Genomic DNA, 13,319 nt, shown 5'->3' with positions numbered 1-13,319 from the left:
ATGCATGTGCGAACCAGTCGCAGAAACACAAACGTCACACTTCGTCGCCACCATGGAACATCTTGCCGGTCCAAGGTTTTTCCCCCAAAGCGAGCGAACATGCGGGAATGGGCTGAATTCACCCTGTCGGAAAACGACCAAGGCGCCGACCATGTCCTGGCGCTGAAGGGGGCGCTGTGCGTTCACTCGCTGGGCAATCTCGACGCCAAGCTGCACAAGTTGAGCGGGAATTTCACCCGCGTCGACATGTCCGGCGTGACCGACATCGACACCACCGGCGCCTGGCTGGTGACGTACTACGCCAATCGGCGCGGGCTTGAGATCACCGGCGAGAGCGAGCAGGCCCGCCGCCTCTTCGCCGCCATCGGCAACATGCACGAACATGAGTGCGAGCCCGAACCCAAGCTGCCCTTCATCACCCGCCAGATCGCCGAACTGGGCGACCTGATGGCCAATTGGGGGCACGGCATCATCAAGGTGCTGTCCTTCTTCGGCGAACTTGTCACGGCGCTGGGCGCGGTCCTGCGTCGCCCATCCAAGCTGCGCGGCACGGCGCTGATCTTCCACATGCAGTATGTGGGCATCAATTCGCTGTGGATCATCGGGCTGATGAGCTTCCTCATCGGGATCGTCATCGCGCAGCAGGGCGCGGTGCAGCTCGCGCAGTTCGGCGCGGAGTTCTACACGATCAACCTCACCGGCCGCCTGTCCATGCGCGAACTGGGCATCCTGATGACCTCGATCATGGTCGCCGGGCGCTCCGGATCGGCCTTCGCGGCGCAGATCGGCACGATGAAGCTGACCGAGGAAGTCGACGCCATGCGCACCATCGGCGTCTCGCCGGTGCAGGCGCTCGTGGTGCCGCGCGTGCTGGCCTCGATGCTGATGATGCCGCTGCTGGGCTTCTACAGCTCGGTCCTCGCGATCATCGGCGGCGCGGTGATCGGCGACCTTGCGCTCGACATTCCGTTCTGGACCTTCCTCCAGCGCACGCAGGAAGTTGTGCCGATCACCGACGTGTGGATCGGCCTCATCAAGGCCCCGGTCTTCGCGCTGATCGTGGCGCTGGCGGGCTGCTATCAGGGCATGCAGGTGACGGCCAACGCCGAGGAAGTCGGCGCGCGCACCACGCAGGCGGTGGTCACGGCGATCTTCACCGTGATCGTGCTCGACGCCTTCTTCGCCATCTTCTTCACCAAGATCGGTTGGGCATGACGGACCTGTCCGACGACTATCAGGGCGAGTACCCGATCCTCGTCGAAGGGCTGCGCAACAGCTTCGGCGAGCATGTCATTCACGAGAACCTCGACCTCAAGGTCCGCAAGGGCGAGATCCTGGGCGTCGTCGGCGGATCGGGCACCGGCAAGTCGGTGCTGATGCGCTCGATCATCGGCCTCCAGCAGCCGACCGACGGCAGCATCACCGTGCTCGGCCACAGGATGGGCGAGGCGACCGAGGACGAGGACATCGACCTGCGCTCGCGCTGGGGCGTGCTGTTCCAGGGCGGCGCGCTGTTCTCCACGCTGACCGTGGGCGAGAACGTGGAAGTGCCGCTCAAGCAGTTCTTCCCCGAGATCACCGACGACCTGCGCGCTGAGATCGGCCGCTTCAAGGTACGCCTCTCCGGCCTGCCCGAGAACGCGGCGTTCAAGTATCCGAGCGAGCTTTCGGGCGGCATGAAGAAGCGCGCCGGCCTTGCTCGCGCGCTGGCGCTGGACCCGGAACTGCTGTTCCTCGACGAGCCGACCGCGGGCCTCGACCCGATCGGCGCCGCCGCGTTCGACAGCCTGACGCGCGAACTGAAGGAGACGCTGGGGCTCACCGTCTTCCTCATCACGCACGACCTCGACACGCTCTATGCCATCTGTGACCGGGTGGCGGTGCTGGCGGACAAGAAGGTCATCGCGGTGGGCACGATCCCGGAATTGCTCGCGCTCGACCATCCGTGGATACAGGAATACTTCAACGGCCCGCGCGGCCGTGCGGCTCTCGCCGCGAAACACGACCCGGCGGTTGCGCCGGAACAGGACACGGCAGCGGCCGTTGACACAAGCTCGCCGTCCGATGTGGATAGCAACAGGTCGGAGGCATAGGGACGCAGGCGATGGAAACACGGGCCAATCACGTCTGGGTCGGGGTCGTCACGCTGGTGCTGCTGGCGGCGCTCGCGGCCTTCGTCATCTGGATCGCCCGCCTTGGCGACGGGGCGAAGAACGAATACGACATCTTCTTCAAGCAGTCGGTCGACGGGCTCGCGAAGGGGTCGGAGGTCGGCTACGCGGGCGTGCCTTCGGGGCAGGTCACGCAGATCGAGCTGTGGCCGCAGGATCCCAGCTTCGTGCGCGTGCGCGTGAAGGTTGACCAGAAGGTGCCGATCACCGTGGGCACCACCGCGACGATCCAGGGCAGCTTTACCGGCGTGTCCGACATCCAGCTCGAAGGCGCGGTCAAGGGCGCGCCGCTGTTGACCGATCCCGGCCCGGAAGGCGTCCCCGTCATCCCGACCAAGCGCGGCGGCTTCGGCGAACTGCTGTCCAACGCCCCGCTGCTGATGGAGCGGCTGGCGACGCTGACCGAGAACCTCAACCAGCTGATGAGCGCGGAAAACCGCAAGTCGATCACCGGCATCCTCGCGAATACCGACAAGATGACCAAGGATCTGTCGCAGGCGACGCCGCAGCTGCGCGCGACGATGACCGACCTGCAGGGCGCGCTCCAGCAGGCGACCCGCACGCTCAGCGCGTTCGAGGGCGTGGCAAGCAAGGCGGACAGCCTGCTCGGCGACGAAGGCAACTCGCTGGCCGAGCAACTGCGCCAGACGCTGGCCTCCGCGCAGCAGTCGATGGACCAGTTGAACAAGACGATGCAGCATGCGCAGCCCGCGCTTGATCAGGTGTCGCAGCAGACGCTGCCCGCCGCCGAAAGCGCGATCCGCGACCTGCGCGCCACCAGCAAGGCGCTGCGCAGCCTGACTGAGAAGATCGACGAGCAGGGCGCAGGCGCGCTGCTCAAGGGGCAGAAGCTGCCCGACTACAAGCCATGAGGAATCTGGCCTTGAGGGGTATCACGATGCGCAACATCCGCCTGAGCCATGGCCTGCTCTCCGCCGCGGCCGCGCTGGCCCTGTCCGGCTGCGTCAGCCTTGGCACCAAGCCGCCGGACGAGCTGCTCAAGCTCACGCCCGAGGAAAGCGCGCCCGCCGGGGCGACTGTCAGCGCGCAGCTGACCGACGCCATCTTCGTGATGGACCCGGAAACCGACCGTGGGCTCGACGTGCTGCGCGTGCCGGTGACGGTCGATGCCGCCAGCGTCGCCTATCTCAAGGATGCGCTGTGGGTGGAGCGCCCCGCGCGCCAGTTCCGCTCGCTGCTGGCCGAGACGCTGCGTGCCCGCACCGGGCAGATGGTGGTCGAGGGCGGCGACTTCGAGACGACCGGCAGGACGCTGCTCGGCGGTCGCCTGCTGCAGATGGGCTATGATGCGCAGAAGCAGGCGGTCGTCGTGCGCTTCGATGCGATGCGCACCGATCGCGGCACCGGCCCGGTCCAGACCCGCCGCTTCGAGGCCGTGGTGAACGGCGTCGAGGCCAAGGCCAAGCCTGTCGGCGCGGCGCTCAACCAGGCGGCGAACGACGTGGCGCGGCAGGTTGCGGACTGGGTGAAGTAGGCCCGTCGTCCCGGGCTCGACCCGGGACCGCTGGCTGTCTTCAGGTGAGTGCTATTGGCGGGGGCTTCGACAGGCTCAGCCTGAGCGGATTTGAGGGAATGCCTTCCGCGACTGGGCGCGGGCCATTCGCCGCCAATTCGTCATTGCGAGCGCAGCGAAGCAATCCACGGTCGGCCCACGCCGCTGGATTGCTTCGCTGCGCTCGCAATGACGAACTGACGGGTTCCCGCTCAGGCTGAGGCTGTCGAAGCCCCCTCGGCTTGGCGCATCTTGGCCGCTCAGGCTTCGCCTTTCGCTGCAACCGGGGAAATCACCACCCAGCGGTTGATCTCACGACAAGGGCGACTAGTCTCCGCGCCATTCAAAGGCTCAGAGAGGTTCCCCCCATGAAATTCGCGTCAACCGCACTGGCCGCGCTCGCCGCCGGGCTGTCCTTCGTCGCCGTGCCCGCGCACGCCGAGGACTATCCCGTCACCGCTGAGGGCGCGGCGAAGTTCGTCGCCGATGCCGAGAAGGATCTGTTCGACTTCTCGCTCGACAACAACCGGATCAACTGGCTCAACTACACCTACATCAACGACGACAGCGACGCGCTCGCCGCCAAGTCGAACGGCGAGGGTACCGAGAAGCAGGTGAAGTATGCGGTCGAGGCCGCGAAGTTCGCCAAGGTGCAGGGCCTCGACGCCAACGTGTCGCGCAAGCTGGGCATCCTGCGGCAGGGCATCGTGCTCCCCGCACCGAGCACGGCGGGCGCCGCCGCGCAGCTCGCCGAGATCAACACCCGCATGTCCTCCACCTATGGCAAGGGCAAGGGCACGCTCGACGGCAAGCCGATCAACGGCTCCGACATCGAGGCGGAGATGGGCAATCTCCAGCACACGCCCGCCGAATTCGCCGAGATGTGGACGAGCTGGCACGACAATGTCGGCAAGCCCGTCAAGGACGACTACGCGAAGATGGTCGGCATCGCCAACCAGGGCGCGAAGGATCTGGGCTTCGCCGACGTCGGCGCGATGTGGCGTTCCGGCTACGACATGAGCCCCGAGCAGTTCGCGGCGGAAACGCAGCGCCTCTGGGAAGAGACCAAGCCGCTCTACCTCGCGCTGCACACTTATGTGCGTCGCAAGCTGAACGAGAAGTACGGCGATGCCGTGCAGCCGCGCACCGGCCCGATCCGCGCCGACCTGCTCGGCAACATGTGGGCGCAGGAGTGGGGCAACATCTACCCGCTGGTGGCGCCGCAGGGTGCGGGCGATCTCGGCTACGACATCGGCGATCTGCTCAAGGCGCAGAACAAGACCCCGATCGACATGGTGAAGGCGGGCGAGGGCTTCTACTCCTCGCTGGGCTTCGATCCGCTGCCGGGCACGTTCTGGACCCGCTCGATGATCGTGAAGCCCGCCGACCGCGAGGTGATCTGCCACGCATCGGCATGGGACGTCGACAACAAGGACGACATCCGCATCAAGATGTGCACGAAGGTCAATTCCGAGGACTTCGTGACGATCCACCACGAACTCGGCCACAACTACTACCAGCGCGCCTACAACAAGCAGCCGTTCCTCTACCTCAACGGTGCGAACGACGGCTTCCACGAGGCGATCGGCGACTTCATCGCGCTGTCGATCACCCCGCAGTACCTTGTCCAGATCGGCCTGCTCGACAAGGCGAAGGTGCCCAGCGCCGACAAGGACATCGGCCTGCTGCTGCGTCAGGCGATGGACAAGGTGGCGTTCCTGCCGTTCGGCCTGCTGATCGACCGCTATCGCTGGCAGATCTTCGACGGCACCATCCAGCCCGCCGAATACAACAAGGCGTGGACCAAGATGCGCCTCGACTATCAGGGCATCACCCCGCCCTCGGCGCGTCCGGACGACGCCTTCGACGCGGGCGCGAAGTATCACGTTCCGGCGAGCACGCCTTACACGCGCTACTTCCTCGCGCGCATCCTGCAGTTCCAGTTCTATCAGGCGGCGTGCAAGCAGGCCGGCTGGAAGGGCCCGCTGCACCGTTGCAGCTTCTACGGCGACAAGAAGGTCGGCGCGAACCTCGACAGGATGCTGGCGATGGGCCAGTCGAAGCCCTGGCCCGAAGCGCTGAAGACCTTCACCGGCTCGCCGCAGATGAGCGCCAAGCCGATGCTGGACTACTTCGCGCCGCTCAAGAAGTGGCTCGACGCCCAGAACAAGGGCGAGACGCAGGGCTGGTGATCTCCTCCCACAACGCGAAGTCCTCGGCGTAGAAGTCCTTCACGAAGGCTTCCTGCCGGGGGCTGAGCACCAGCGGCGCGGGCGCGCTGCTGCGATTGAGGCGGGGCAGGTCGGTCAGGCCATCTAGGCCGGTGATCTGCCCCAGCCGGTCGATCTCATGGTACGGCACCAGCCTGTCCACGCGGCAGGCGCCCTGCGCATCGTTGAGATACCAGGACTGCGGCCGGAAGATGTGGTCGACGTCGAACGGGCTGCGCGCCGAGGCGAGGTGGTCGATGGCGTCGTCGATCCGGCTGAAGGCCCGGTAGCGCGCGTTGAACGGGCGCGCCACGGCGCGGTCGCGCGTGCCGCCGCTGCGGGCATAGGCGAAGGCCGAACGGAACCGGCAGACCGGATCGCGCAGGATCGCGAAGCTCGGCAGGTCCAGCACGTCGGGCGCTACGCTGGCGTAATAGCGCACCGTCTCATGCTTGATCTGCGTGCCGTAGAGCTGGTGGCACACCGATGTGCCCGCGTTCTTGGGGACATGGATGAACAGCACGCCGCTGTCACGGATCGCGTCGATCCGCGCGCGCCGCCGGGCATTGGGGCGGTAGGGGATCGGCGAGCGGGTCAGCCGCTCGGGCACGTCGCTGACGAGGCGGACGCCGAAGGCGGAAGCGATCAGGCGGTTGATGCCGGTCGTGCCGGACTTGCTGGAGGGCGGCTGGTACATGCCGCTCTGGGTAAGGTTGCAAGGTGAGCGCAGGATTTCGCAATGTTGCAACTCAAGCAACCCGCCCCGCACGATGCAGGGCCTGCCTCGAGGCGAGCCGGGGGTGGGGTAGGGCGCCAATTCCTCCCCGAGATTAGGTCGGGGAGGAATTGCCTTACCTGAACGGCGGTTCGTTGCCGCCGCCGTTCACCTGAACGGCGGTTCGTTGCCGCCGCCGTTCACCTGAACGGCGGTTCGTTGAACGCGCGCAGCTTGCGGGAATGCAGGCGGTCTCCCTGTTCGCGCAGCAGGTCGCAGGTGATGAGGCCTATCTTGAGGTGGCTGGCGATCGCTTCCTCGTAGAAGCGGTTGGCCTGGCCGGGCAGCTTGAGTTCGCCGTGCAGCGGCTTGTCCGATACGCAGAGCAGCGTCCCGTAAGGCACGCGGAAGCGGTATCCCTGCGCGCTGATCGTGGCGCTTTCCATGTCGATGCCGATCGCGCGGCTGAGGGAGAAGCGCTTGGCCGATTCGGTGTAGCGCAGTTCCCAATTGCGGTCGTCGGTGGTGACGATGGTGCCGGTGCGCATCCGCTTCTTGAGGTTCGCGCCGCCTTCTCCGCTGACGACTTCGGCCGCCTGCGCCAGCGCGAGCTGCACTTCGGCGATGGCGGGCAGCGGGATCTCGGGCGGCAGCACCGGGTCGAGCACATGGTCGTCGCGCAAGTATGCATGGGCGAGCACGTAGTCGCCGATGCGCTGGCTTTCGCGCAGGCCGCCGCAGTGGCCGATCATCAGCCATGCCTCGGGACGCAGCACGGCGAGGTGGTCGGTGATGGTCTTGGCGTTGGACGGGCCGACGCCGATGTTGACAAGAGTGATACCCGAGCGGTCCTCGCGGATGAGGTGGTAGGCGGGCATCTGGTGGCGGCGCCATGCGGTGTCGGACAGGCGCGCGCGCGCCGCGTCGATCGGCGCGTCGATGTAGAGCCCACCGGCGCCCGAAAGCGCGATGTAGCCGTCCGAACCGACCTGCTGCCCCGCCCAGTCCACGAACTCGTCGACGTAGCGGTGATAGTTGGTGAACAGCACGAAGCGCTGGCAGTGGTCAGGGCTGGTGCCGGTGTAGTGCGCCAGTCGCGCGAGGCTGAAGTCGGTGCGCAGCCCGTCGAACAGCGCGAGCGGGTGCGGTTCGTCCTCGCCCGACAGGAAGGTGCCGTCGGCGATCTCGTCGCCGATCATCGCCAGTTCGGTGCTGGGGAAGTGCGCGGCCAATTCCTGCGGCGTGACGCTGCCGACCGAGACGCCTTCGAGGACGTAGGGGAAGGGGATCTCCTGCGTGGAGGCGGCGACTTCGAACTCCACCTCATACTCGGCCTCGATCAGCGCGAGTTGTTCGGCGAGGTAGTCGGCGAAGAGGTGGGGGCGGGTGACGGTGGTGGCGTAAGTGCCGGCCATTTCGAGCCGCCCGAACGCGCGCGATGCCCGCGCGGCGCGCTCGGTGCCGCGGTAGGTGATGCGCAGCTCCGGATAAGTCCAGAGGCGGTTCGCGCGGCGATCGGCGGGGGGGAGGGTGCCATGCTCGACGAAGGCGGCGATATCGGCCTTGAGGGTGGAGACGGCGGTTTCGTAGACGCGGACCAATTCCGCGAGGGTTTCTGTCATCTTTTGCATGGCCATCTATTACGCATTCCGTGGTGCGGTGCAATAGCGGCCCATGGAGGCGGGGCGATGACGGTGCCTGGCCGTCATTGCGAGCATAGCGAAGCAATCCATGGGCGGGCGTGACGCTGGATTGCTTCGCTATGCTCGCAATGACGAATGTGAGGCTTACAGTTCCAGCGCCAGGTACGTCACCGTCTTGCCGTTCCCCAGCAGCGCCTCGCCCACAGGAGCGAAGCCCAGCGCGGCGTGGAAAGCGTCGGATGCCGGGTTGGGCGGGTCGGAATTGACCTCGCAGACGATGCGCTGGTGCCCGGCGTCACGTGCGGCATCGAAGAGGTGCGCGTAGAGTTGCTTTGCGAGGCCGCGCCCTCGGGCATCGGCGGCCACGACCACGCGGTCGACGTAGACGAAGCTGGCGTAGTTCTCCACGAACCAGCGGTAGTTGGCGCTGTCGTAGGCGGCGCCCGGCGCGAATGCGAGCAGCAGGGCGTCCACCATGCCGACTCGTGCGGCGAGGAAAGCCTCGTCCACCAGCATCGCCATGCGCGCCTCGTCCGCAAAGGAGAGTTCGACGGCATGGGCGTTGTTCAGCGCCAGCATGGCTGCGCGCAAGGATGCGTCGGCGCGGTAGTCGGCGGGGGCGATGGGGTGGATCATGATTTCCTCGCGGTGCTCGCGCTCCGCGCAAGCCGGGACAACGGGAAAAAGGAAAAGCCCCCGTTCCGCTGGGGAACGAGGGCTTTCGTATTCCTCGGATATCCGAAGGAAGGACTTAGGCCTGGGCCTCGCCCTCTTCCTCGGTTTCCTCGACCGCGATTTCGCCGGGTTCGGCGTTCGGGTCGTAGGCTTCGGTGAAGCCCGAGACGTCCTGTTCGAACATCGCGGCCATCACGTCCACGCCCTGCGACTGCAGTTCGGCTTCGTCGGGCGAACGGGCGACGTTCACCTTGACGTTGACCGAAACTTCGGGGTGCAGGTTGACCTTGACGTCGAAGATGCCGAGCGTCTTGATCGGGCGCTCGAGCACGATCATCTGCTTCGACACGCCGGCGCCCTGTTCGTTCAGGCCGTCGACGATGTCGCGGACCGAGACCGAACCGTAAAGCTGGCCCGAGTTCGACGAGGCGCGGATCAGGACGATCTGCTTGCCTTCGACGTTGCCCGAGTTGGCTTCGGCGGCCGAACGACGCTCTGCGTTGTCCGACTCGATCTTGGCGCGGTTGGCTTCGAAGACCTTCTTGTTCGCCTCGTTGGCGCGAAGGGCCTTCTTGTTCGGAAGCAGGTAGTTACGGGCGTAACCGTCCTTGACCGAGACGACGTCGCCGATGGCGCCGAGCTTCTCGATGCGCTCCAGGAGGATGATCTGCATGGGTAGGTCCCTCCCTTACTTCACGATGAAGGGAAGCAGGCCGATGTGGCGGGCACGCTTGATAGCCTGGCCCAGCTCACGCTGCTTCTTGGCGGAAACCGCGGTGATGCGGCTCGGAACGATCTTGCCACGCTCGGACATGAAGCCCTGGAGCAGACGAACGTCCTTGTAGTCGATCTTCGGCGCGTTCTTGCCCGAGAACGGGCAGGACTTGCGGCGGCGGAAGAATGCACGTGCCATGGAAATCAGTTCCCTTCACGTTCGCGACGGCGAGTACGCTCGCGGTCGGTCTTGCGCATCATCACCGAGGGGCCTTCCTCGTGCTCGTCGACGCGGATGGTGACGTAGCGGATGACGTCTTCGTTGATCTGCGTCTGACGCTCGAGCTCGGCGACGACGTCGCCCGAAGCTTCGATGTTGAGCATCACGAAGTGCGCCTTGCGGTTGCGCTTGATCTTGTAGGCGAGATTCTTGAGGCCCCAGGTCTCGGTCTTGACGACCTTGCCCTGGTTCGACTCGACGATCTCGGTGGCGGCGGCAGCAAGCGCATCGACCTGCGCCTGGCTGAGGTCCTGGCGTGCCAGGAACACGTGCTCATATAGAGCCACGGCAGCTTCCTTTATCTAGTCTAACCGATCGCTGGCGACCCGCGGGATTGCGGGGCCCCTCCGGCTTTCTTTCAGTTTCCCCGTGCCACATGGCTGCGGGGAAGGGGCGCCCTTAGCGGATTCGGCGCAGAAAGCAAGGGTAGCGCATGGTGCGCGGAGTTCGAAATTGTCTGACCCTTCGACAAGCTCAGGGTGAGCGGAGTTTGCGTAACAACCTTTTACGCAGGCCAGGCTGAGCTTGTCCAAGCCCCGGGCGCTACCGCAAAGTGAGTGCGTGTAAAGTTGCACATTGCAGTTAAATTGTTGCGTCCCTGAGACAGAGCGTTAGCAAAGCATCATTATCCCCCCTTCGTGAGTCGCAACATAATGAAGAAACCGTATCGTCGCGCCGCGCTGGCGCTTCTCGCCGGCGTTGCTCTTCCGCTGTCCGCTTCGGCGCAAGACGCGGGGCAGGGCACTGGCGCCTCCTCGACCACCAAGGGCGCGACCGCCGATACGGTGACCACGCAGCTTCCCCGTTCGGTCCGTCCGAGCCACTACGACATCACCGTAACCCCCGATGCGCAAGCGATGACCTTCGCGGGCAAGGCGGCAATCACCGTCGATGTGGTCGAGGCGACCAGCACGATCACGCTCCACGCCGCCGACCTCGCGATCGCCAAGGCCGCTCTCGCCACCAAGGCGGGCAAGAAGGCGGGCACGCCCACCGTCGCCATCGATGCGGAGACGCAGACCGCGACCTTCACTTTCGCCAAGCCGATCGCTCCGGGCAGCTACGTGCTGTCGATCGACTACGCGGGCAAGATCAACACGCAGGCGTTCGGCCTCTTCGCGCTCGACTACAAGGCGGCCGACGGCTCGCAGAAGCGCGCGCTGTTCACCCAGTTCGAGAACTCGGACGCGCGCCGCTTCATGCCTTCGTGGGACGAGCCGTTCTGCAAGGCCACCTTCAGCCTGAAGACCGTGGTGCCGACCAGCGAAGTCGCCGTCGGCAACCTGCCGGTCGAGAGCCGCAAGGATCTGGGCAACGGCAAGACCCTCGTCACCTTCGGCACCAGCCCCAAGATGTCGACCTACCTGCTGTTCTTCGGCCTCGGCGATTTCGAGCGCAAGACGAAGATGGCGGGCCAGACCGAAGTCGGCGTGCTGACCAAGAAGGGCGATCTGGCGCAGGCGGACTACGCGCTGAACGCCTCGGCCGATCTGCTGCCGTGGATGAACGAATACTTCGGCGAGAAGTACCCGCTCCCCAAGCTGGACCACATCGCGGCGCCGGGCCGCAGCCAGTTCTTCTCCGCGATGGAGAACTGGGGCGGCATCTTCTACTTCGAGAACGCCATGCTGCTCGACCCGAAGATCGCGTCGAACGCCCTTCGCGAGCGTATCTTCACCGTCGTCGCGCACGAGATGGCGCATCAGTGGTTCGGCGATCTCGTCACGATGTCGTGGTGGGACGATCTGTGGCTGAACGAGGGCTTCGCCTCGTGGATGGAGAGCCTCGCCACCGCGAAGTTCCACCCCGAGTGGCACCCGGAGCTCTCCGCACTCGGCTCGCGCGAGGCGGCGATGGCGCAGGATGCCTATGCCACCACGCACCCGGTCATCCACCACATCGCGACGGTGGAGGAGGCCAGCCAGGCCTTCGATTCGATCACGTATTCCAAGGGCGAGTCGGTCATCCGCATGCTGGAGGCCTACGCCGGTTCGGACCAGTGGCGCGCAGGCGTGCAGGCCTACATGGCGCGCTACAACCATTCGAACACCGTCACCGACGACCTGTGGCGCGAGATCGACAAGACCTCGGGCAAGCCGATCAGCGAGATCGCGCACGACTTCACGCTCCAGCCGGGCATCCCGCTGGTGAAGGTGACGGCAAGCTGCGCGGCGGGTTCCACAACGCTGGCGCTGGAGCAGGGCGAGTTCACCCGCGACCGTGCCGACAAGCAGCCGCTGAACTGGCGCGTGCCGGTTCGTGCAGCGGGCCAGGGCGGTCAGGCCGAGACGCTGCTGCAGGGCAAGGGCGCGCTCAAGGTCGCGGGTTGCGGCCCGGTCGTCGTCAACGCGGGCCAGTCGGGCTACTACCGCGTGCTCTATGATGCGAAGACCTTCGCCGGTCTCGCCAAGGGCATCGCCACGGTGCAGCCGGTCGACCAGCTCGGCATCCTGAACGACGCGGTCGCGCTCGGCTATGCGGGCAACCAGCCGATGGCCGACATGCTCGACCTCGTTAAGAACCTGCCCGCCGATGCCTCGCCGCAGGTGATGGAGCGTGCGGCCAGCGTCATCGGTGGCCTCGCCGATTTCGCCAAGACCGATCCCAAGCGCAAGGCGGCGCTTTCGCGCTTCGCCTCGGCGCGCCTGCTGCCGGTGCTGAACGCCCTCGGCTGGACCCCGAAGGCCGACGAGCAGGCGACTGCGGGCGATCTGCGCGCGTCGCTGATCGAGACGCTGGGTGGCCTCGGCGAGCCCACGGTGGTGGCCGAGGCGCGTCGCCGCTTCGCCGATCCCGCCTCGATAAATCCGTCGGTCAAGGTTGCCGTGCTGACCGTCGTTGCCAAGAACGCCGACGCGCAGACCTGGGACGCGCTGCACAAGATGGCGCAGGAAGAGACTTCGGCGCAGGTGCGCACGACGCTCTATTCGCTGCTCGGCCGTGCCGAGGACACGACGCTGACGCAGAAGGCGCTGGCGCTTTCGCTCACCGACGAGCCGGGCGTGACCACCAGCCCGGTCATCATCAGCTCGGTCGGTGCGGCGCACCCGGAGCAGGCGTTCGACTTCGTGCTGGCGAACTACGACGCGGTGATGAAGCGCGTCGACGTCTCGGGCGCGACCCGCTACGTCGGCCGCCTCTCGGCCGGCAGCGGCGATCCGGCGATGGTCGGCAAGCTCGACGCTTATGCCAAGGCCCACCTCGCCGCCGGTTCGCGTCGCCCGGTGGACGAGGCGATCGCCAAGATCCAGGACCGCGTGAAGGTCGGTCAGACGCGACTTCCCGAAGTCGACGCCTGGCTGGCGAAGTCTGGCTACTGAGCTATAGAGGGGAGGGGCCGCGAGGCCTCTCCCTTTTTCTTTCGTCATTGCGAGCGTAGCGAAGCAATCCACGGATGC

12 protein-coding genes are annotated in these 13,319 nt (G+C 65.9%); 6 read left to right on the top strand and 6 right to left on the bottom strand.

Annotated elements, in window-relative coordinates:
* Positions 1–99: 99 nt before the first annotated feature.
* From LO787_RS11110 to LO787_RS11090, 5 genes are all read left to right on the top strand, one after another.
* A complete protein-coding gene (locus LO787_RS11110; RefSeq protein WP_232495893.1) occupies positions 100–1,215 on the top strand; it encodes an ABC transporter permease in 1,116 nt (371 codons plus the stop codon).
* Positions 1,212–2,093, top strand: a complete 882-nt coding sequence (locus tag LO787_RS11105; RefSeq protein ID WP_232495892.1) for an ABC transporter ATP-binding protein — start codon at positions 1,212–1,214, stop codon at positions 2,091–2,093. The genes LO787_RS11110 and LO787_RS11105 overlap by 4 nt, the downstream gene beginning before the upstream one ends.
* An 11-nt stretch (positions 2,094–2,104) precedes the next feature.
* Complete coding sequence (locus LO787_RS11100) at positions 2,105–3,043, top strand: MlaD family protein (RefSeq protein WP_232495891.1); 939 nt, start codon at positions 2,105–2,107, stop codon at positions 3,041–3,043.
* Between the two features lie 26 nt (positions 3,044–3,069).
* Complete coding sequence (locus LO787_RS11095; RefSeq protein ID WP_232496296.1) at positions 3,070–3,666, top strand: ABC-type transport auxiliary lipoprotein family protein; 597 nt, start codon at positions 3,070–3,072, stop codon at positions 3,664–3,666.
* 386 nt (positions 3,667–4,052) lie between these two features.
* Positions 4,053–5,876: a M2 family metallopeptidase gene (locus tag LO787_RS11090; RefSeq protein ID WP_232495890.1), complete on the top strand. Its 1,824-nt coding sequence runs from the start codon at positions 4,053–4,055 to the stop codon at positions 5,874–5,876.
* Here the strand turns inward: LO787_RS11090 and LO787_RS11085 are convergent.
* From LO787_RS11085 to rpsF, 6 genes are all read right to left on the bottom strand, one after another.
* Positions 5,827–6,591: a sulfotransferase family protein gene (locus LO787_RS11085; protein WP_232495889.1), complete on the bottom strand. Its 765-nt coding sequence runs from the start codon at positions 6,589–6,591 to the stop codon at positions 5,827–5,829. The two genes, LO787_RS11090 and LO787_RS11085, sit on opposite strands and share 50 nt — an antisense overlap.
* Before the next feature lie 218 nt (positions 6,592–6,809).
* Positions 6,810–8,240: an AMP nucleosidase gene (locus LO787_RS11080; protein ID WP_232495888.1), complete on the bottom strand. Its 1,431-nt coding sequence runs from the start codon at positions 8,238–8,240 to the stop codon at positions 6,810–6,812.
* 156 nt (positions 8,241–8,396) lie between these two features.
* A complete protein-coding gene (locus LO787_RS11075) occupies positions 8,397–8,888 on the bottom strand; it encodes a GNAT family N-acetyltransferase (protein ID WP_232495887.1) in 492 nt (163 codons plus the stop codon).
* Positions 8,889–9,003: 115 nt separating this feature from the next.
* Positions 9,004–9,600: a 50S ribosomal protein L9 gene (rplI, locus tag LO787_RS11070; protein ID WP_232495886.1), complete on the bottom strand. Its 597-nt coding sequence runs from the start codon at positions 9,598–9,600 to the stop codon at positions 9,004–9,006.
* A 15-nt stretch (positions 9,601–9,615) separates the two neighbouring features.
* Positions 9,616–9,840 (bottom strand): 30S ribosomal protein S18, encoded by a 225-nt coding sequence (gene rpsR, locus LO787_RS11065; protein WP_007686754.1) that lies wholly within the window; start codon positions 9,838–9,840, stop codon positions 9,616–9,618.
* Between the two features lie 5 nt (positions 9,841–9,845).
* The gene (gene rpsF, locus LO787_RS11060; RefSeq protein WP_008832807.1) at positions 9,846–10,208 is read right to left on the bottom strand and encodes a 30S ribosomal protein S6; all 363 of its coding nucleotides are present in this window, start codon (positions 10,206–10,208) and stop codon (positions 9,846–9,848) included.
* A 366-nt stretch (positions 10,209–10,574) separates the two neighbouring features.
* Between rpsF and LO787_RS11055 the strand changes: the two genes are divergently transcribed.
* Positions 10,575–13,241, top strand: a complete 2,667-nt coding sequence (locus LO787_RS11055) for a M1 family metallopeptidase (protein WP_232495885.1) — start codon at positions 10,575–10,577, stop codon at positions 13,239–13,241.
* The last annotated feature ends 78 nt before the right edge of the window (positions 13,242–13,319 follow it).

This window comes from Novosphingobium kaempferiae, assembly GCF_021227995.1.
GTDB classification, from domain to species: Bacteria; Pseudomonadota; Alphaproteobacteria; order Sphingomonadales; family Sphingomonadaceae; genus Novosphingobium; species Novosphingobium kaempferiae.
The sequence above is the reverse complement of the archived record's forward strand: the minus strand, read 5'-3'. Positions and strand labels throughout refer to the sequence as shown.